Source organism: Burkholderia sp. AU33803 (assembly GCF_002223095.1).
Classification (GTDB): domain Bacteria; phylum Pseudomonadota; class Gammaproteobacteria; order Burkholderiales; family Burkholderiaceae; genus Burkholderia.
Genome location: NZ_NKFJ01000007.1, coordinates 240,479 through 259,609 on the forward strand (window position 1 = coordinate 240,479; position 19,131 = coordinate 259,609).

The 19,131-nt window shown below is 67.3% G+C and carries 16 protein-coding genes; 6 read left to right on the forward strand and 10 right to left on the reverse strand.

Features of this window, described 5'->3' with window-relative positions:
* Positions 1 to 26: 26 nt before the first annotated feature.
* A complete protein-coding gene (locus CFB41_RS30700; RefSeq protein WP_089459182.1) occupies positions 27 to 671 on the reverse strand; it encodes an ABATE domain-containing protein in 645 nt (214 codons plus the stop codon).
* Positions 672 to 923: 252 nt separating this feature from the next.
* Between CFB41_RS30700 and CFB41_RS30705 the strand changes: the two genes are divergently transcribed.
* On the forward strand, positions 924 to 1,307 hold the full coding sequence (locus CFB41_RS30705; protein ID WP_089459183.1) for a VOC family protein: 384 nt from the start codon (positions 924 to 926) through the stop codon (positions 1,305 to 1,307).
* Positions 1,308 to 1,416: 109 nt separating this feature from the next.
* On the opposite strand, the gene CFB41_RS30710 is transcribed toward CFB41_RS30705, so the two are convergent.
* The gene (locus CFB41_RS30710) at positions 1,417 to 2,265 is read right to left on the reverse strand and encodes an ureidoglycolate lyase (RefSeq protein WP_089459184.1); all 849 of its coding nucleotides are present in this window, start codon (positions 2,263 to 2,265) and stop codon (positions 1,417 to 1,419) included.
* 664 nt (positions 2,266 to 2,929) lie between these two features.
* Here CFB41_RS30710 and CFB41_RS30720 point away from each other — a divergent pair.
* Both CFB41_RS30720 and CFB41_RS30725 read left to right on the forward strand, forming a co-directional pair.
* Positions 2,930 to 3,751, forward strand: coding sequence for an IclR family transcriptional regulator (locus CFB41_RS30720; protein WP_089441414.1), 822 nt, complete (start codon positions 2,930 to 2,932; stop codon positions 3,749 to 3,751).
* A 170-nt stretch (positions 3,752 to 3,921) separates the two neighbouring features.
* On the forward strand, positions 3,922 to 4,473 hold the full coding sequence (locus tag CFB41_RS30725) for a hypothetical protein (protein WP_089459185.1): 552 nt from the start codon (positions 3,922 to 3,924) through the stop codon (positions 4,471 to 4,473).
* A gap of 687 nt (positions 4,474 to 5,160) precedes the next feature.
* On the opposite strand, the gene CFB41_RS30730 is transcribed toward CFB41_RS30725, so the two are convergent.
* The 5 genes from CFB41_RS30730 to CFB41_RS30750 all read right to left on the reverse strand — a co-directional run bounded on the left by CFB41_RS30730 (position 5,161) and on the right by CFB41_RS30750 (position 10,919).
* A complete protein-coding gene (locus tag CFB41_RS30730) occupies positions 5,161 to 7,518 on the reverse strand; it encodes a GNAT family N-acetyltransferase (RefSeq protein WP_089459186.1) in 2,358 nt (785 codons plus the stop codon).
* A gap of 603 nt (positions 7,519 to 8,121) precedes the next feature.
* Positions 8,122 to 8,421 (reverse strand): H-NS family nucleoid-associated regulatory protein, encoded by a 300-nt coding sequence (locus CFB41_RS30735; protein WP_089441412.1) that lies wholly within the window; start codon positions 8,419 to 8,421, stop codon positions 8,122 to 8,124.
* A gap of 103 nt (positions 8,422 to 8,524) precedes the next feature.
* Positions 8,525 to 8,797, reverse strand: coding sequence for a hypothetical protein (locus CFB41_RS30740; protein ID WP_089459187.1), 273 nt, complete (start codon positions 8,795 to 8,797; stop codon positions 8,525 to 8,527).
* Between the two features lie 61 nt (positions 8,798 to 8,858).
* Positions 8,859 to 9,386, reverse strand: a complete 528-nt coding sequence (locus tag CFB41_RS30745) for a BON domain-containing protein (protein ID WP_089441411.1) — start codon at positions 9,384 to 9,386, stop codon at positions 8,859 to 8,861.
* 54 nt (positions 9,387 to 9,440) lie between these two features.
* Positions 9,441 to 10,919 carry a sigma-54-dependent Fis family transcriptional regulator gene (locus CFB41_RS30750; protein ID WP_089459188.1) on the reverse strand — a complete coding sequence of 493 codons (1,479 nt, stop codon included), beginning with the start codon at positions 10,917 to 10,919 and terminating at the stop codon, positions 9,441 to 9,443.
* Positions 10,920 to 11,235: 316 nt separating this feature from the next.
* Here CFB41_RS30750 and CFB41_RS30755 point away from each other — a divergent pair, with 316 nt between their 5' ends.
* Together CFB41_RS30755 and CFB41_RS30760 are read left to right on the forward strand one after the other, a co-directional pair.
* Positions 11,236 to 12,639, forward strand: coding sequence for a GntP family permease (locus CFB41_RS30755; protein WP_089459189.1), 1,404 nt, complete (start codon positions 11,236 to 11,238; stop codon positions 12,637 to 12,639).
* 253 nt (positions 12,640 to 12,892) lie between these two features.
* Entirely contained in the window at positions 12,893 to 13,156 is a 264-nt protein-coding gene (locus tag CFB41_RS30760) for a DUF4148 domain-containing protein (RefSeq protein ID WP_089459190.1), read from the forward strand.
* Positions 13,157 to 13,233: 77 nt separating this feature from the next.
* Here CFB41_RS30760 and CFB41_RS30765 read toward each other — a convergent pair whose 3' ends face one another.
* From CFB41_RS30765 to CFB41_RS30775, 3 genes are all read right to left on the reverse strand, one after another.
* Positions 13,234 to 13,599 carry a 5-carboxymethyl-2-hydroxymuconate Delta-isomerase gene (locus tag CFB41_RS30765; protein ID WP_089459191.1) on the reverse strand — a complete coding sequence of 122 codons (366 nt, stop codon included), beginning with the start codon at positions 13,597 to 13,599 and terminating at the stop codon, positions 13,234 to 13,236.
* A 73-nt stretch (positions 13,600 to 13,672) separates the two neighbouring features.
* Entirely contained in the window at positions 13,673 to 15,268 is a 1,596-nt protein-coding gene (locus CFB41_RS30770) for a thioredoxin family protein (RefSeq protein WP_089459192.1), read from the reverse strand.
* Positions 15,269 to 15,539: 271 nt separating this feature from the next.
* The gene (locus CFB41_RS30775; protein ID WP_089459193.1) at positions 15,540 to 16,040 is read right to left on the reverse strand and encodes a GNAT family N-acetyltransferase; all 501 of its coding nucleotides are present in this window, start codon (positions 16,038 to 16,040) and stop codon (positions 15,540 to 15,542) included.
* A gap of 578 nt (positions 16,041 to 16,618) precedes the next feature.
* Between CFB41_RS30775 and CFB41_RS30780 the strand changes: the two genes are divergently transcribed.
* The gene (locus CFB41_RS30780; protein ID WP_089459194.1) at positions 16,619 to 18,964 is read left to right on the forward strand and encodes a phosphocholine-specific phospholipase C; all 2,346 of its coding nucleotides are present in this window, start codon (positions 16,619 to 16,621) and stop codon (positions 18,962 to 18,964) included.
* Positions 18,965 to 19,131 lie beyond the last annotated feature (167 nt).

Sequence of the window (19,131 nt, forward strand, 5' to 3'; positions counted from 1 at the left end):
CTGCCGCGCGGTGAACGGGCCGACCGTCAGTCGGCCTTGTGATAGTGGCGGTATGCCTTCGCGCGATTGCCGCACGACGACATCGAACACCAGCGGCGGCTGCCGTTCTTGCTGTCGTCGATGAACAGCCACTGGCAGGCGTCGTTCGCGCAACGCTTGACCTTCGCGAGCCGCGCACCGCCGAGCAGGTCGATCGCCGACCACAATACCGGGCTCAGCAGCCCGGCCAGCGTCGCACGCCCCTCCCCGATCCGCCACGCATAACCGCCATCGACGCGTGCCAGCGCGACACGCGGCGCCGCTTCCGCCAGGAAGCCGCCGAGCAGCGCGAGATCGTCCGCCTGCGGCTCGCGCTGTTCGGCCTGCGCAAGAAAGAGCCGATACAGCGCCTCGCGCAACGCGAGCGCGTGCGCGAGCATCGCCGGCTCACCGGCCTCTTCGCCGTGCGCCTGACACGCTTGCGCCAGCCCGGCCGGCACGCCGGCGTGGTCGCGACACCACACCAGCAGGTCGTCCATCGTGCCGAAGGTTTCCGTCGGCGGATCGCTGCCGCGCCAGTACAGCGTGTTCGCGAAATCGATGCTCAGGGTTTCGGGCGGCGCCGGAATCAGGCAGTCCATCGTGACGGAAGGTTGCGTATCGCTCATGCCCGGATCGTATCTAACCACCATGCCGGTTGACAAGCCCGCGAGCGCTTCCTAACATAACCAGCATGGTGGTTATAAAAAGTTTGCTGCACTGACACCCGCCTCAGTTCAAGGAGCCACAGATGATCGATCGTCTTTTGTCCGGCGTTATCCACAACCGCCGCGGCCGCGCGTTCTACGACAGCACACTCGGCACACTCCGCTACAAGCGGCTGGCATGGTGGTTATGAGCAGGCTTGCCGCACTGACGTCCCTCTTCGGTCCAAGGAGCCACACATGATCGATCACCTTTCGTTCGGCGTTGCACACGTCGGCCGCAGCCGAGCCTTCTACGACAGCACGCTCGGCGCGCTCGGCTACAAACGGCTGCATACCGACGACGAATCCATCGGATACGGCGCAACCGAGCCGCAGCTGTGGCTGCAATATGCGCGTCGCCCTGTCGCCCCCGATCCCGACTCGGGGATGCACCTGTCGTTCAAGGCCGCTTCGCCCGTCGAAGTCGACGCGTTCTACCGTGCCGCACTCGAGCACGGCGGCCAGGACAACGGCGGGCCCGGCAAGCGCGACCACTACGGCCCCGGCTACTACGCGGCGTTCGTCGTCGATCCCGACGGATATCGGCTGGAAGCGCATTGCGAACTCGACAACGTCGTGTAATCGCGCTCGCCTGACCAAAGACAAGGGCCCGGTTCCGCGCCATGCGGAATCGGGCCCTTGCTATTGAACTGCTGGCGGCGGTCGCTCGACGGAATCGCCGGGTGCGTGGCTACCGCGCGTCGCGCGTGCGCTGCAGTTGCTCGCCGAGTCCTTCGACACCGAGGCGCACCGTCTGGCCGGCCTTCAGGAATACCGGCGACGGCTTGATGCCCATGCCGACGCCCGGCGGCGTGCCGGTCGTGATCACGTCGCCCGGCTGCAGCGTCATGCAGCGCGACAGATAGGCGATCAGCTGCGCAACGGTGAACACCATCGTGCGCGTGTTGCCGTTCTGATAGCGGTGGCCGTCGATTTCGAGCCACAGGTCGAGACGCTGCGGATCGGGCACCTCGTCGCGCGTGACGAGCCACGGACCGATCGGGCCGAACGTGTCGAAGCCCTTGCCCTTGTCCCACTGGCCGCCGCGTTCGATCTGCCATTCGCGCTCGGACACGTCGTTGACGACGCAGTAGCCCGCGACGTAATCGAGTGCGCGCGCTTCGTCGACGTCCTTGCAGGTCGCGCCGATCACGACACCCAGCTCGACTTCCCAGTCGGTCTTGACCGAGCCCTTCGGGATATCGATGCCGTCGTTCGGGCCGCAGATCGAGCTCGTCCACTTGCCGAACACGACCGGCTCCTTCGGCACCGGCATGCCGGCCTCGGCCGCGTGATCGGCGTAGTTCAGGCCGATGCCGATGAACTTGCCGACCTGCCCGACGCACGCGCCGATGCGCGGCTCGCCCGACACCAGTGGCAGCGTGGCCGGATCGATCGCGCGCAGCCGCGCGAGACCCGCGTCGGACAGCACATCGCCGGACAGGTCCGGCACCTGCGCGGACAGGTCGCGAATCCGGCCGTCCGCGTCGAGCATCCCGGGCTTTTCCTGGCCGGACGGGCCATAGCGAAGCAGTTTCATCGTGGTCAACCTCTGTTGTCGAATGGGACAGGATACCGGCCGACGCGGCCTTTCGCGGCCGCGCGCCGGACTGATTGTCGATCGTCGATTGCGCGCGTCGACGCCGCATCCGGCATGCCGTCGACGCGCGAGGGTCGCGCGGGCGCAGCGATCGTGGCGCCGCACGGAAGTATGGCGCGCATCGAACGGGCGGCCGCCGGTCTGCGCATCGGCGACGACGGCCCGGCACCCGCGACATGGTCCGGCCGATACCGGCCGGCTTCACGCGCGGCCGCACCGTCGCTGGCCCGCCAGCCTTTGTACCATCGGCCGCGCGCCGAGAAATGACGCGCGACGGATACCGACTATTGGTGCGCCCGCCGGCGCTGCGGCGCAGCATCGCGGGCAGCGCCACCGCCCGATTTCCTTTCGAATGCCTTGAACCGGTGCCACCTGTCATGAATACCGGGTATTCGGGGCTTCCCTGTCATCCCGAACGGGAATCGATCCGTTCTTATCCGGTAACGATCGGTAAAAAGACGCTGCATTGCACACTAAATGTTTGTTGTTAAGCTCAAACGGATGGCGTTCGTCGCCACACGCGGGCGCGACACAAGCGTGTTGCAGAATCGGTCAGCGTGCGTCGCCAATCGATCGAAAGTAATCCCCCAACTTCACACCGACAATGCAAACAACCAACGACCTGCTTCCCGGCTGCGACGCACGGGAATCGATGGGCGCAATCGACCGCTATCGCGCACCCGCGCTCGACAAGGGTCTCGACATTCTCGAACTCCTGTCGGAGCAGAAAGAAGGCCTCACCCGCACTGAAATCACGAAGGAACTCGGCCGCAACGCGAGCGAAATCTACCGGATGCTCGAACGCCTCGTCGCGCGCCGCTACGTGATGCGCTCGACCGGCGGCGACCGCTATACGCTCAGCCTCAAGCTGTTCTCGCTCGCGCACCGCCATCCGCCGATGAGCCGGCTGATCGCCGAGGCGTTGCCGCCGATGCAGCGTTTCGCCGATGCCTCCGAACAATCGTGCCACCTGTCCGTCTACGATCGCGGCAACCTGCTCGTGATCGCGCAGGTCGACGGGCCCGGCCCGTGGGGCGTGTCGGTCCGGCTCGGCTCGCGTGTCGGGCTCGCCGATACGGCATCGGGGCGCGTGATGCTGGCGTTCCAGGGCGCCGAGCAGCGCGCGCACATGCTCGCCGAGCACCGCAAGGTCAAGGGCGAAGCGCCACTGAACGAGCAGGAACTCGCGTATGCGTGCCAGTCCATCCGGCAGGACGGCTACCTGCGCGAGGACAGCCGCCAGGCGTACGGCGTGACCGACCTGAGCGCACCGATTCTCGGGCCGTCGGGCCATGCGATCGCGGTGCTGACCTGCCCGTACATGCGCCGGATCGATGCGCATATGGCGCCGTCCGTCGACACGGTCGTCGAAGGGGTGCGCGAGACGGCCGCCCATCTGTCGATGTGCCGCGACGAGACCTGCTGACGCGCAGGCTCGGCGGAGCGCACCGGGGGCGCTATCGCGTTGCCCCCGGTCGCGCGCAACCCTTCCGCCGAGCGCGATGCACGGTGCCATATCGTGCCCCCACGGCGCTACGCTAAAATAGCGGCCCTCTCAAAAACTACGGCGGCCGGTTGTCGCGGCCGTCGTGTCCGATGGATGTCATGGCCAAACTTCTGAACGATCAAGAATTCCAGCGTTTCTCCGAACTTCAGCAGAAGCAGGCAAGCTTCACGATCACGCCCGAAGAGGCGGACGAGCTGCGCGATATCGTCGCGCGCGCGCAGAAGAAGCGCGACGATCGTACCGCTGCAATGCAGGCGATCGAGAGCTACATCGAGCAGTTCGACATCACGCCCGACGAACTCTTCTCGCCCGAACAGATCGGCGAGGCGGCCCGCACCTACGGGCTCATCACGGCGACCAAGAAGGAACGCACGCTGCCGCCGTCGATCACGTTCAACGGCAAGCCGTACCAGTGGACCAAGACGCTTCCGGACGACGTGCGCGGCGCGCTGTTCGAAGCGTTCACGTCCGGCGAATCGGTCAAGCGCTTCATCGCGATGCCGAAGGACACTGCGCGCTGTGCGCTGACGATCGCCCGCCTCGAACGCGAAACCGGCGCCGTCTATGCCGATCCGCACCTCGAGGAACTCGCGATTTCGCGCGACCAGGTGAACGACGCAGCGTCGAAACTCGCTGCCTGAATGTCGCCACGGGCACGGTTCATGCGTGCCCGCACCCCGCATAACGCCGGCCCAGGCCGGCGTTGCGCTTGCGGGAGACGTGCATCCGGACGCTCCCGAAAAGCCTCACCTTTGCATCCCGCAAGCGCTCACCTGACCCTCCCGAATAAGCTCACCCAGGCTCCCGGAGACTCTCACCCAAGCGTCCCGGATGTCCTCACCGACACTTCCCGCAGAGCCTCACCCATGCGCCCCGGAAAGGCTCACCGGCGGCTCCCGAACGTGCTCACCGGCCGTTCCCGGGAAGGCTCACCGAGTGTTCCCGTATCGGCTCACCAAGCGCTCCCGTATCGACTCACCCCAACCTTCCCGAAGAAGCTCACCGACAGCTCCCGAAAAGTCTCACCTTTTGGGCAAGTTCGAATTTTCGAGGATGGAATGGGCGGTAAATGCGTGCGGACGCCTTGTCTGAAACAGCGCTGCGGGGCGGATATCGCGGCAAGCGGTACGCGTCTCGCGGTGCCGGATCGGTGCCGTTTGCGCGTCGATATTTCCGCTGCGAACCGGCGCCGACACGTTCTCGGTTGCTTCGCTCGCGACGCAGGTGTGAATGCTCTGCGTTCCTGACCGGCAACATGCCGAACGCGCCAGGAGGCCGGAGATTTCCACCGCACGCAGCGCCCCCGGGCGTCGGGCCGCCGACGGGCGCTACGGCTGCAACTTCATCCTGAACCCCACGACGCCTGGCTCCTCCGTCGTCGACACCGCAAACCCGCACGCCTTCGCCAGCGAGATCATCGCCGTGTTCTCGCGCAGCGCCTCGCCGATCATCCATGTGGTTCCGCGCGAGCGCGCGTAGTCGATGATGCGCGTCATCATCAGCCGGCCAAGCCCCTTGCCCTTCTGATCGGGTCGTACCGCGATCGCGAACTCCGCCGTCTCGTTGTCGGGATCGGCCACCGCGCGCGCCACCGCGAGCGTGTGGTCGCGCCCCGACACATCGGTGAACGACACGATGAAGGCCATCTCACGGTCGTAATCGATCTGCGTCATGCGCGCGACCTGCGAATGATCGAAGCTGCGCACCGCGCCGAAGAAACGCATCCGCAAATCCTCCGGCGTCATCGCGCCGAGCAGTTCGTTGTGCGCGGCCTCGTCTTCCGGACGAATCGGGCGGATCGTCACCGTCTCGCCGCGCCACTCGAGCGTCTGCTCGAGGTGGCGTGGATACGGCATGATCGCGAGCCGGCTGCGCCCCACTGCGAGCGTGATGCGCGGCGCGATCACGTACGTGCGGTCGGACAGCACGCGCAACGTGACCGACATCGCAACGACTTCACGCACGTCGCAGACGACCTGCGACAGCGCCGTCAACGCATCGAGCGTCGGCTCGATGGGTGTGCTGCGTGCATACGGCGAGCGCTCCATCACCGCGCGCGCAAGCACGGTGTTCAGCGGCGGCAAGCCATAGACGACGAACGGCGCCGATACGCCGTCCGCGGGCGGCACGGCATAGCGAAACACCGGGCCGAAGTTCGAATCGTCGTACATGTCGACGGTGACATCGACGACTTTCTTTCCGGCCGGCTCCACGGCAGGCTCGCCCTGCAGCCCGAAATGAGACAGCCAGTGCAGCGCGGCTTCGCCGGTCAGTTCATGCTGGCCGGCTTCGACCCTCCGGCGCGCGTCGGCCTGCGCGGATGCCACGCACTCGGCCGGCTGCGGCGGCGTGCCCTCGGGCGTTTGCATCAGCAGTTGCCGCCCGAGGTTGTAGTCGACGAGACGCGCATACGCGCGCGCGAGCCGTTGCGGCGTGGTGTGCACCGGAATGCCGTTCGCGTGCAGCGCATCGCGCGTCGCCGCGTCGACCGCGCCGAAGAAACACGCGAGGATGCCGCGATGCGCGTACTGCCGTGATTCGATCAGCGTATGCGCCACCGCCTCGGCCGGCGCGCTGTGGGAAGTCGAATGGACGACGAACAGCGTGCCCGTTTGCGGGAACGGCGCGAGCGCCTTGATCGCCGCGGCGAAATGCTCGGGGCGCGCATCGTCGCCCAGCGTCAGCGGATTGCCGGGCGATGCGAGATGCGGCAGCGCCGCCGACACCGCCGACGTGGCCGCGGGCGACCAGTCGGTCAGCACATCGCGCACCTCGGCCACCGCATCGACCGCGAGTTTCGCGACACCCGCATCGCTCGTCACGAGCGTGGCCGCGCCGCGCGCCGTGACGCGGCCGACGCCGAGCGTCTCGATCTCGTCGAGCAGATCGTCGAGCGCATCCACACGCACCATCCCCGCGCGCTGGAACGCCGCCGTATAGAGCGCGTCGCCGGGATCGGCGCGGCCGGTGCGCAATGCGAGCACCGGCTTGTTGCGTGCGGCCGCGCGCGCGGCCGACATGAACTTGCGCGCGGCGCGCACGGTATCGAGCTCGAGCAGGATCGCGCGCGTGCCGGGATCGCTCGCGAGATAGTCGAGCACGTCGCCCGCATCGACGTCGGACTCGCCGCCGAGCGCGACGACATGCGAAAAGCCGAGGCCCCGTGCGTCAGCCCAGCCGAGCACCGCGTTCGTCAGCGCATTCGATTGCGACACCCATGCGACGCCGCCCGATCGCGCCGTGTAGGCCGGCGCGCCGAAATGCGCATGCCGTGCAGGCGACAGCACGCCGAGGCTGCCCGGCCCGACGATACGGAGCACGAACGGCTTCGCCGCCTTCAGCGTGCGATCGAGCGCGGCGCGATCGGCATCGGTGCGCGCCTCGCCGACGATCACCGCAACGCGCGTGCCGAGCTCGCCGAGCTTGCGCACGATGCCGGCCCAGGTCGCGGGCGGCGTGCAGATCACGGCCACCGACGGCGGCGCGGGCAGCCGGCCGACATCGGCAACGACCGGATGCCCGTGCAGCTCACGATACTTCGGATTGACGGGCCACACGGCCCCCTCGAATGCACCGTCGAGCACGCGCGACCACACCATCGCGCCGATACTGCCCGCGCGCGACGACGCACCGACGACCGCAACGGACTTGGGCTGGAACAACGCATCGAGATGGCGAACGGTCACATCGGCTCCCTGCGGTAACGAAAGACGACCCGATCGGCATGCGGCACGGGCAGGCCGAACGCCGATCGACGCGAACCCCAAGCATAGGCGAAGCGCATGCGGCTGCCTATATGCCGAACGGCCGACTGTTCGACCCACGTCAACGCTCGCATCATGGGCCTGCAACACCAGTATGGAAGCCGTCGCCGCGCGCCGGCCGAGCACCTTCGCTCGGCGCACACGGTGCAGGCATGCAGCGCGACGCTGCGTGCGCTTCGTCAAAGGTGAGGATTTACAGGAGCCATGGTGAGACTCTTCGGGAATTGCACGGTGCCACGCGCCAACACACGAAAGGTGATCGGAATTCGCAACACGCGTGCACCACGGGAACGGCGCAGGCCAATGCGCATGTGCTGCGCAATTGCACGGCTGTTTACCGGAATTCGCCGCGATATCCCGTCGAATCGCAGCGAATTCACAAAACGGGATCCGTTCATTGCGCGGCGTCGCAGTTCAATCCGCCATCGGGAATCGCGCCGGACATGCACAAAAACAAAACGGTGCGACGGCCGCATGGCCGTTCGCACCGTCAGTCAGTACGCGAAAGGTGAGGCTTTTCGGGAGTCAGTCCTTGATCAGGAAACGCTCGCGATTCTTGCCGAGCCAGGTCGGCGAGCGCCCGCGGCCACTCCAGGTTTCACCCGTCTTCGGATTCAGATATTTCGGCGGCGACACACGCTTCGGCTTGGCTGCGCCAGCGGCCGCGCCCACCGGACGAAACCCGAGCTCTTCCGGCGTAATGTCGTATTCCTCGATTTTCGCGCGGATCTCGGCAATCGCATCGGCAATCGCCTTTTCACGTTCCTTGTCGATTTTTTGCTGAAGCCGTTCGAGCTGCGCGGTCAGTTGCCTGTAGGTCGCCATATGGATGGGACTCCGTGAGTGTTATTCGTGAAAAATAGATGACGCTCAGCCAACAGAAAAACACTTCGCCCGATCGTGACCGCCTCAGCCGGTTATCTCGGGATCAATAACCGCTCTTTTTCTTGCACGCGAAGAGAAGATTTCGCGTGGCGTCATCGCTCGATTGCTGAATCACTTCGAAATCGCCGTTGCAGATCGCCCGCGCGTTGTCCGTGCAATTGCTCCAGTCGCTACCGGTGCATTGCACCTGGGTAGTCGGACGCCCGTCCGAAGTGAACAGCGGCGCGCTGCCGCCACACCCGCCGAGCCCTGCAACCAGAGTCAAAACAACGGCCGCCCGAGGCCACCGACAGACCGACGCAAGCATGTGTTTCATTATGGTTCCCGTCAACCTTTTTTTGAATGTCGCGAGTATGCCATGCGCGGCCCGTCGGCCGTCAGTTCGGCGTACGGTCGGGTTGCCCGCGCGCCTTGTACGGCAAGCGCTTGCGTGGATCGTCGGTGATGCGAACGAACACCTGCTCGACGTCGGGAAGCGCCTCGAGTTCGCGCTGCAACGCCGGTTGATCGAACGCCGTATCCGCACATCCTTCGACGTAAATGAAACGTCGCTGCACGGTGATCCACAGGCTCGTGCCATGCAGCCGATCGGAGCCGGCGAAGTGCGCCTTCACGGCGTCGGCGATCGGTGCGTCATACATATAGGAATTCGGCTTCGTGCAGCGATGCGCGAGCCAGCAGGTGGTGCCGCGTTCGGCGCGGTAATGCGCGTCGTCCGTCATCTCGGCCCGGGTCATCCACGGGCCGAGCGGCAACGGGCATTCGGCCACGTCCCGCGACAGCGCGATGAAGGGATCGTTGTACCAGTTGCGCCGCGCCTCGGGTGCATCGGTGTCGCCCGACTGCGCGAACGCAGCGGTCGCCAGCAACATGGTCAGCCACCCTGCGATGCCGATCCGTTTCATCGTGATCTCCTGTTCGATGCTTCACGTCCGAGCGCGTCGGCCTGGCCGTCCGGCTTACCGGTCGATGCCCAGCGCCGCCAGTTTCTTGTACAGCGTCGCGCGACCGATCCCGATGCGCGCGGCCGCTTCCACCACCTTCCCGTCGCAGGCCGCCAGCGCATCGGTCAGGAACTGGCGCTCCCACGCCGCCAATGCATCGGCATACGAAGCGGCCGGCGCAGCAAGGCGCTCTCCCGCGCGCCGTTCGACCGGTGGCACGGCCGGCGGCTGCGCCGCTGCGGCCGCGTCCTGCGATACGCGCATCGGCCCAAGAAACGGCGCGAGCGCGCGCGCATCGATCACCGACCGGTCCGACAGCATCAGCGCACGTTCGAGCGTATTGCGCAACTCGCGCACGTTGCCCGGCCACGGATACGCACACAGCATCCGCAGCGCATCGTCGGTCAGCTCGCAATGGGCGGCACGCCCGTGCTGCGCGGCCAGCTCCTCGAGCGTCGCGTAGACGAGCGCCGCGATGTCGGACGCGCGCTCGCGCAGCGGCGGCGCGTGGATCGTCAGCACGTTCAGCCGGTAATAGAGATCCGCGCGAAAACGCCCGGCCGCGACCAGCGCCGGCAGGTCGGCGCTCGTGGCCGCGATGATCCGGACGTCGGCGCGCACGATCCGGTTCGAGCCGACCGGCTCGAATTCCTTGTCCTGCAGCACGCGCAGCAGCTTGCCCTGCAGCGGCAGCGGCATGTCGCCGATCTCGTCGAGAAACAGCGTGCCGCGATCGGCCAGCTCGAACTTGCCGATGCGCCCCTTGCGATCGGCGCCCGTGTACGCGCCAGGTGCGGCACCGAAGAATTCGGTTTCGAGCAGCGTGTCGGGAATCGCGGCGACGTTGACGGTCACGAGCGGCTGGAGCGCACGCGCCGACGCCGCGTGAATCGCATGCGCAAGCAGTTCCTTGCCGGTGCCCGTCTCGCCGAGCAGCAGCACCGGCGAATCGACCTGCGCGGCGCGGCGCGCCTGGCGCTTGGTTTCGAGGCTCGCGGCGCTCGTGCCGACGAAGCTCGCGAACGTGTATTTCGCGCGGCGCGCCTGCGCGAGCGAACGCTGCGTCGCGATCAGCTGCTGCTGAAGCTGGGCGTAGCGGGAAAAGATGGGCGTAAGCGTCTTCAACTGGTCGAACAGCGCAAAGCCGATCGCGCCAACCGTCTCGCCGGCCTCGTTCTTCAGCGGCAGGCGCGTGACGACGAGCGGCTCACGGCCCGTCTCCATGATGTCGAGCAGGATCGGCTGCCCGGTCGACACGACCTCGCGCATCAGGCTGTTCGGGATCACGGCCTCGCAGTCGAGGCCGACGGCCTGCTGCGGATCGGCGAAGCCGAAGCGCGCAGCGTACCGCTCGTTCATCCACACGACGCGCGCATCGCGATCGACGACCACCGTGCCCGCGCTCGAATCCTCGAAGGTCCGGAACAGCGACTCGGCGGCGCGCCGCAGCACGTCGCCGTAGTTGACGGGCAGGCGGGCCCAGTCGTTCATCATCGTGTCGTCGTCTCCGTGTATTTTGGGCGGGTTGTCTCCGAATCGAGACGGATTATCTCACTCTGGAGACACGCCGCAACGCGTTGTCCGGGAAAGCCCTGCCGGATTCCGCGGGCTGGCCGAACGGCCATTTCGTCTCCGGATGGAGACGTTTTATGTAGAATCCTCAGACAACGACCGGCGCGGGCCCGCCGGTCTCCGGCGGACCCATGTCCGGCGGCGCACTCCGGCCGATGGCACGAAACCTGCACGAACCTGAGCCGGTCCGCGGCGCGTCCCGCGATCGAACAACAACCAAAGCCATTAGGAGACTCCCTTGTCTTTCGTGATCGTCCTCGCCGCGCTGGCGTTCCTGATGTTTGCCGCGTATCGCGGCTACAGCGTGATCCTGTTCGCGCCGATCGCCGCGCTCGGCGCGGTGCTCCTGACCGAACCCGCCGCCGTCGCACCGGTCTTCTCCGGCATCTTCATGGAGAAGATGGTCGGCTTCGTCAAGCTGTACTTCCCGGTGTTCATGCTCGGCGCAGTGTTCGGCAAGGTGATCGAACTCTCCGGGTTCTCCGAGTCGATCGTCCATGCGGCGATCCGCTACATCGGCCGTTCACGCGCGAATGCGGTGATCGTCGCGGTGTGCGCGCTGCTCACCTATGGCGGCGTATCGCTGTTCGTCGTGGTGTTCGCGGTCTATCCGTTCGCGGCCGAACTCTATCGCCAGAGCAACATCCCGAAACGGCTGATGCCCGGCGCGATCGCGCTCGGCGCGTTCTCGTTCACGATGGATTCGCTGCCCGGCACGCCGCAGATCCAGAACATCATCCCGACCACGTTCTTCAAGACGACTGCCTGGGCCGCGCCGGTGCTCGGCACGATCGGCTCGCTGTTCATCATCGTCGTCGGCCTCACGTATCTCGAATGGCGCCGCCGTTCGGCGATGGCGAAGGGGGAAGGCTACGGCACGTCGCTCGTCAACGAGCCGGAACGCGTCGAGACCACGTCGCTGCCGCATCCCGCGCTCGCGATCCTGCCGCTGATCCTGGTCGGCGTGTCGAACTTCGCGTTCACGAAGCTGATTCCGCAGTGGTACGGCGCCGCGTCGTACACGGTCGCGCCGGACGTGCTGCCCGGCGTGCACGCGCCGGTCACGACGTCGATCAAGACGGTCGTCGCGATCTGGTCGGTCGAGGCTGCGCTGCTGCTCGGCATCGTGCTGGTCGTGCTGACCGCATTCAAGCGCGTGAGCGGGCGCTTTGCGGCGGGTTCGAAGGCTGCCGTCGCCGGTGCGCTGCTCGCCGCGATGAACACCGCGTCGGAATACGGCTTCGGCGGCGTGATCGCCGCGCTGCCGGGCTTCCTCGTCGTCAGCGATGCGCTGAAGAGCATCCCGAACCCGCTCGTCAACGCAGCCGTGTCGGTCAGCTCGCTCGCCGGCATCACGGGCTCGGCATCGGGCGGCATGAGCATCGCGCTCGCCGCGATGTCGGATCTGTTCATCAAGGGTGCGCAAGCCGCGAATATCCCGCTGGACGTGCTGCACCGGGTCGTCGCGATGGCCAGCGGCGGCATGGACACGCTGCCGCACAACGGCGCGGTGATCACGCTGCTCGCGGTCACGGGCCTCACGCACCGCGAGTCGTATCGCGACATCTTCGCGGTCACGATCATCAAGACACTCGCGGTGTTCTTCGTGATCGCCGTGTACTACGCGACGGGGCTCGTGTAACACCCCACGGCGGCCCGTCTCCGGGCCGCCGCCCGCCGGCCGCGTCGATGCGGCCGGCCGCTCCTCCACTCTCCACTCCGCCCCCCTTTCGCCGCACGCCGCCCACGCGCGCTCGCCGGCTCACGCATTGTTATCCGCAGCAGAACACTACGTTGGTCGCAGCGGCATTTTTCGCGCGACGGGCGAGGCCTACACTGCTTTCAACGGTGACCGCATGCGATCGGCACCGTCGAAAACCTGGAGGTATCCGCTCATGAACCCGCTCATCCGCACCATCGCCGTCGCTGCCGCCTTCGCCGCGCCGCTCGCCGCGCAAGCGCAAACCAGCCAGCCGCTCACGCGCGCCGAAGTTCATGCCGAAGTGGTTGCACTGAGAAAGGCCGGCTTCCAGCCGAGCGACTGGTTCTACCCGGCCAGCATTCAGGCCGCCGAAGCGAAGATCGCGCGGCAGCAGGGTGCGCCGCGGGCCGCGGGCGCCGGCGACGGCAATCGCGGCACGTACTCCACGGGTCAATAGTCCGATTTCGAATCCGCCGGCCGTGCGCGCATCAGCGCCTCGTTCGCGGCTCACGGAGCACGCACCGCACCGTCCGCTCAGCGCGGCTCGATGCTCGCTTTCGCGTAGGACTCGCGTTCCAGGTCGAGTATTTCCGCGCTCAGCTGCAGGTGCGTGCCGGGCGGCGCAACGACGTGCCGCTTCAGTTCCGCCAGCACCTGGTCCGACAATTCACGTTTGACGTCGGTCGTCCGGCCGCTCAGCACCGCAAGCTTCGCGTGGACGAACGCGCGCGGCGCCGGCGACGTGCCGACCGCGAAGGTATCGAACCGCAACGCGCGGCTCTTGATGTCGAGCTCGTTGAAATGACCGGACGCGGCAAGCGCGGCATTGAGCGCGCGCAAGGTCGCGCCGGCGTCGAACCCGTCGAGGTTCGCGGAATATTCGAGCGTCAGGTGGGGCATGGTGTCGGTGGCCTCGTGGGTATCGGGACAAGCGCCGGAAGGCATCCCGACAGCCCACGCAGTGCCACCGGATTTATGCCTTGACCGGCTGGATCAGGCGCGCGCAGGCGCTTGCCTGCGGATCGCCGGCGGGAAGTTTCCCACAGATGCCGTCGAACTGCTTCGCGATCGATTTGACCGATGCATCGTGCGCACCGCTGCTGCGCCACTGGTTCAACTGCGTGACGACCTTGGTCAGCGCGCGCAGGTTCGCGCCGTAGAACGCGTCGCGCGTCTTGTCGGCCTGCGCGAGCACGCTCGCGGCAATCCCTTCGATGCGCGCCGAATCGTCCGGCGCCAGTTGGACCGCATTCGCAAAGTAGGTCGCGCCCCAGCGCAGCTTCGTCGCCGGCCCGCTCGCCGCGTCATAGGCCTTGCGGTACCAGTCGAGCGCCGCGGCCTTGTCGCCGCGCGCCTTCGCATTCGCAGCCAGCCCGGACATGAAGTAGTACGGCGTGGACGAGCGCGTCAGCTCGGTCTTCAGCAATGCATCCGACTCGTCGTACAGCCCCGCGTCGGTCAGCGTGTCGGCCCCTTCGCTGACGAGCGCCTGCCGCTCGTAGGCATTCGCGGCGCCCTGCACCGACGCGGCGATCTGCTTGCGCGCCGCGTCGACCAGCGCCGGCGCGGCCAGCGGTGCCCCCTTGCGTGCTTCGCCGCGCGCGAGCAGCACGCGGCCGTGCAGCGCCATCAGCCGGTCGATCGACGACAGTGTGGTATCGGTCGACAGGCGCGCGAGGGCCGTGTCGTAGGCGCCGCGCAATTTCGCGCGCTGCGCGTCGTCGCCGCCGAGATACGCGACCACGCGCGCGGGCGCCGCAACCAGCACGTCCGAATCAGCGCGCGACAACACCGGATCCTGCAGCACCGTGCGCAACGAATCGGCAAGCGCCGCCTTGTCGAGCGCGCCGGCCTGCGCCGGATCGTCGGACGCGGCGACCACGGCCGACTTCAGCGCAAAACGCGCCGATTCGGCCTTCGCGCCGGCCGCGCGTGCGCGTTGCGCGAGCGACTGCAATGTCTCGGCGACGCGATCGGCCGCCACCGGCAGCGCGCCGTCGGTATCCCACGAATAGTCGGCCAGCAGGCGCCATTCGTCCGGCGTCAGCGACGCACCATTCTTCAAAGCGGTCGCGAGCGTCTGCCGCACCGGGTGCGCGGCCGTCATCCCGAGCGACAGCGCCTGCATGTAGCGATCGAGATCGGCTTCGCCCGGCAGCCGCGTCACTTCGGTGCCGTCGGGACGGAACAGGATCATCGTCGGGTAGCCGTGCACCTTGAAACGCTCGCCGAGCTTCTGCGCGCTTTCGGTATCGCCGTCGAGATACACGGGCACGAAGAACGACGAGCGGGTCTTGAATGCCTGCTGGCTGAAGATCGTCGACTTCACCTGGTTGCACGACGGGCACCACACCGCGCCCCAGTAGAGCAGCAGCGGCTTGCCGGTGCGCTTCGCCAGCGCGAAGGCGGCGTCGACGTCGCCGTGCTGCCACGCGATGCCGGGCGGCAGGTGCGCGCCATCAGGCGCGGCGCTCGCCGCCGGGGCGTTTGTGGGCGTGGCAGCGGCAAGCGCCGCACCCGCGGCGGCAAGCAGGCAGGCGGCAGTCAGATTCCGGAGAGCAGTTTTCATCGAAGCGGGTCCGTTGAAAGAGACGGTTGCGGGAAGGTGCGGCGCGCGAAGCGATGGTTGCGAAGTCACAACCATGAAGCGATGACGATGAAGCCTGCCGACGTGCAACGCCGCGCATGATCGTTTCGGAAAACGCACACCGGCCGAGGCTGCCGGCAAATCCTTCGACGATACGACGGGCACGGCCGGGAGAAAACGAACGAATTCTCAAATGAATATGACGCGCGGCATCGCAGCCGCGCGTGCTGTCAGATACGTGTCGGCCGGGCCTTCACTGCCGCGGCTTGATCCGCGCCATGTGATACACGGACGCATGCATGCCATCGCGCAATGCATAGCCCGGCGATTCACCCTCGACCCGGAAGCCATGCTTCTCGTAGAGCGCGACGGCCGCGCGGTTGTCGGTGAACACGGTCAGCTCGAGACGCGTGACGTTCAGCCAGTTTTCCGCGAGATCGATCGCGGCCCCGAGCAACCGGCTGCCGACGCCGCGCCCGTGGTGCGTCGCGTCGACCATCATGCCAAGACCCGCCGCGTGGCGACGGCGCGGATTCTGTTCGGGGTGCAGGCCGAGATGGCCGACCACCACGCCGTCGATTTCGGCGACGAGGCTCACGCCGTGCTCGCGCACGCCGTCGAGCCGCTTCTGCCATTTCTCGAGCGACGGAAACGGATGCTGCAACGTATTCGCGTACACCGCGGGATGCGCGGCGATTTGCCGGATCGCGTCGACGTCGTGCGTCTCGCTGTGCCGGATCGTGATGTCGGTCATGGGTGGGCCGGGTCCGAAAAGTCGCGCCAGTCGCGCGGGCTGCGCACCTGCGCAGCAACGTGTCGAGCTTATCCGATTTCACGCATTTGAAACATGGGCGTCATGCGGTGCCGTTGCACCCGCAACGATGCGCGATCACGCCACGCCACGTCATCGCGAACAGGAAAAAACTGACCGATTCCTCCTACCGCGATCGGTAATTCCTGACCCGTTCCGTCGCGCATCGCTTCCCCATTAATCGTTGCGCACACAACGTCATCCGCGCGACATGCGATGTCATGTCTTCATCACGTCGACGTCACGCCGCCTCCCTAGACTGGGCGCCGCCCAACCCGGCATGCGCCGGGCCGGCGTGTGCCGACGTCCTGGCCGCGCATCACGAGCGCGCGATGCACGGGATCGCGGCGACGGCCAAGGCATCCGCGCGCCACCACGCATCGCGCGCGATGCGCGCACCTCCGCCACGCGCGGCCGATGCACTCGAACGCACACGCCGCGCGAATCGTCCCAGGGGGGCGATGCACGGGCGCCACCAGACGAAGTCACGAACGCTCCCATCATCACAGGACCCGAACGCCATGACGTCACGCCGCAAATTCCTCCAGCAAACCGCCACTTCCGGCCTCGCCGCCGCCGCGCTGTCCGCGTTTCCGCCGAGCATCCGCCGCGCGCTCGCGATTCCCGCGTTTCACGAAACGGGCACCATCCAGGACGTGAAGCACGTCGTGCTGCTGATGATGGAGAACCGCGCATTCGACAGCTACTTCGGCACGTTCAAGGGCGTGCGCGGCTACGGCGACCGCTTCGCGGTGCCGTCGCCGAACGGCCGCGACGTGTTCTACCAGACGTACACGAAAGCGACGCCCGCCACCACCGTCACGCCGTATCACCTCGACGCAAACCAGGGCAACGCGCAGCGCGCGGGCGGCACGCCGCACACGTGGGCCGATGCGCAGGCCGCGTGGGACCACGGCCGGATGAACCGCTGGCCCGACGCAAAGACGCCGCTGTCGATGGGCTATTACGACGCGGCGGAAGTACCGTTCCAGCGCGCGCTCGCCGATGCGTTCACGCTGTGCGACCACTACCACTGCGGGATGCACACGGGCACGATCGCGAACCGCCTGTTCTACTGGAGCGGCACCAACGGCCCGAACGGCATCAGCCCGGCCGACGGAAGCCGCGTGAAGATCGCCGCGCTGAACAACCAGTTCAACGGCGGCAACGACATCGGCCCGTCGAGCCAAGGCTGGACCTGGACCACCTACGCCGACCGGCTGCAGCAGGCCGGCGTGAAGTGGAAGGTCTACCAGAGCCTGATCGACAACTTCGGCTGCAACGAGATGATGAGCTTCCGCCACTGGCGCGCGGCGATCGAGCAGATGCCGCCCGCGCGCCGGCCCGCGTACGTCGCGTCGACCGACATCACGCAGCCGGTGACGGCGGCCGGCGCGTTCTACGATCCGGCGATCGACGATGCGCTGAGCCCGCTCGCGAAGGGGTTCGGCAACACGATGCCGTACGGCTTCCTCGAATCGTTGCGCGACGACATCCGCAACGGCGCGCTGCCCGAGGTGTCGTGGATCATCCCGCCGTCCGTGTACAGCGAACATCCGGGGCCGTCGAGCCCCGCGCAGGGCGGCTGGTACGTGCAGGCCGTGCTCGATGCGCTGACGGCGAACCCCGAGGTGTGGAGCAAGACCGTGCTGCTGGTGAACTACGACGAAAACGACGGCTTCTTCGACCACATGCCGTCGCCGGCCGTGCCGTCGCGCAACGCCGACGGCACGCTCGCGGGCGGCCATACGCTGCGGGACGCCGACGTCGCCGCCGAGTACCACGACTTCACGCCGGCCACGTCGAGCCAGCCGGCGACCGACGGCCGCCCGTACGGCCCGGGCCCGCGCGTGCCGATGTGGGTCGTGTCGCCGTGGAGCCGCGGCGGCTGGGTCAACTCGCAGGTGTTCGACCATACGTCGACGCTGCGCTTCCTCGAACAGCGCTTCGGCGTCGCGGAGCCGCAGATCAGCGCGTATCGCCGCGCGGTGTGCGGCGACCTGACGAGCGCGTTCAACTTCCGCTCGCCGAACCACGAACCGCTGCCGACGCTCGCGGGCCATACGACGAAAAGCCAGGTCGACGCGCTGAGCGCCGCGCAACAGGCCGCGCCGAAGATCGTGCCGCCGGCCGCGCCGTCGCTGCCCGCCCAGGCGACCGGCGTGCGCCCGTCGCGCGCGCTGCCTTACGAACTGCATGCCAGCGCGCGTGCCGATGCCGGCACCGGCACGGTCACGCTGAAGTTCGCGAACACGGGCCGCGCCGCCGCCGTGTTTCACGTCTATGACAAGCTGCACCTCGACCGCCTGCCGCAGCGCTACGTCGTCGAACCGGGCAAGACGCTGCACGGCGACTGGGCCGCGCGCGCCGACAACGGCGGTAAATATGACCTGTGGGTGCTGGGCCCGAACGGCTATCACCGCCGCTTCACCGGCGACCTCAGCCACCTGGCCGGTGCACACGCGCCGCAGCCGGAAGTGCGCGTCGGCTATGCGGGCGCGAGCGGCAACCTCCACCTGAAGCTGCGCAACCACGGCGGCGGGACGGTGCGCTTCACCGTGAAGTCGAACCAGGTCTACGGGCCGCTGTCCGGCCATGGTGCGCACGACGATCGCGGTCGTGGCCACGGCAACGAGGACGGCAACAGCCAGGGTCATGGCCACCGTACCGGCACCACGTGGACGGTCACGGTGCGCGCCGGCGACCAGGCCGAGCTGCACTGGCAGCTCGACTCGACCGGCCACTGGTACGACTTCATCGTCACCGCGGACAGCGACGCGAGTTTCTCGCGCCGCGTCGCCGGCCGTGTCGAAACCGGCCGCCACTCGGTCAGCGACCCGGCGATGGGGCTCGCCGACCGCTTCTGATGCCGCCGCGGCGACCCGCGCTGCGCCGCGTGTCGCCGCCCGGGCCGGCCCGGCCGCGAACGGCGGTCAGGCGCCGGCCGCGGCTGTGCCCGATCCGGCGCAAACGCCCGCCCGGCGCGGCTCAAACATCAGATGGATCCCTGGTTCAGCCCTCAATTCCCCCCAAC

What these genes read in the sequence shown, in the direction of transcription:
- CFB41_RS30770 (WP_089459192.1), bottom strand. Translation starts at nt 15,268, where the DNA reads ATGAAAACTGCTCTCCGGAATCTGACTGCCGCCTGCCTGCTTGCCGCC.
- CFB41_RS30775 (WP_089459193.1), bottom strand. Translation starts at nt 16,040, where the DNA reads ATGACCGACATCACGATCCGGCACAGCGAGACGCACGACGTCGACGCG.
- CFB41_RS30750 (WP_089459188.1), bottom strand. Translation starts at nt 10,919, where the DNA reads ATGATGAACGACTGGGCCCGCCTGCCCGTCAACTACGGCGACGTGCTG.
- CFB41_RS30710 (WP_089459184.1), bottom strand. Translation starts at nt 2,265, where the DNA reads ATGAAACTGCTTCGCTATGGCCCGTCCGGCCAGGAAAAGCCCGGGATG.
- CFB41_RS30780 (WP_089459194.1), top strand. Translation starts at nt 16,619, where the DNA reads ATGACGTCACGCCGCAAATTCCTCCAGCAAACCGCCACTTCCGGCCTC.
- CFB41_RS30705 (WP_089459183.1), top strand. Translation starts at nt 924, where the DNA reads ATGATCGATCACCTTTCGTTCGGCGTTGCACACGTCGGCCGCAGCCGA.
- CFB41_RS30700 (WP_089459182.1), bottom strand. Translation starts at nt 671, where the DNA reads ATGGTGGTTAGATACGATCCGGGCATGAGCGATACGCAACCTTCCGTC.
- CFB41_RS30760 (WP_089459190.1), top strand. Translation starts at nt 12,893, where the DNA reads ATGAACCCGCTCATCCGCACCATCGCCGTCGCTGCCGCCTTCGCCGCG.
- CFB41_RS30765 (WP_089459191.1), bottom strand. Translation starts at nt 13,599, where the DNA reads ATGCCCCACCTGACGCTCGAATATTCCGCGAACCTCGACGGGTTCGAC.
- CFB41_RS30745 (WP_089441411.1), bottom strand. Translation starts at nt 9,386, where the DNA reads ATGAAACGGATCGGCATCGCAGGGTGGCTGACCATGTTGCTGGCGACC.
- CFB41_RS30720 (WP_089441414.1), top strand. Translation starts at nt 2,930, where the DNA reads ATGCAAACAACCAACGACCTGCTTCCCGGCTGCGACGCACGGGAATCG.
- CFB41_RS30735 (WP_089441412.1), bottom strand. Translation starts at nt 8,421, where the DNA reads ATGGCGACCTACAGGCAACTGACCGCGCAGCTCGAACGGCTTCAGCAA.
- CFB41_RS30740 (WP_089459187.1), bottom strand. Translation starts at nt 8,797, where the DNA reads ATGAAACACATGCTTGCGTCGGTCTGTCGGTGGCCTCGGGCGGCCGTT.
- CFB41_RS30725 (WP_089459185.1), top strand. Translation starts at nt 3,922, where the DNA reads ATGGATGTCATGGCCAAACTTCTGAACGATCAAGAATTCCAGCGTTTC.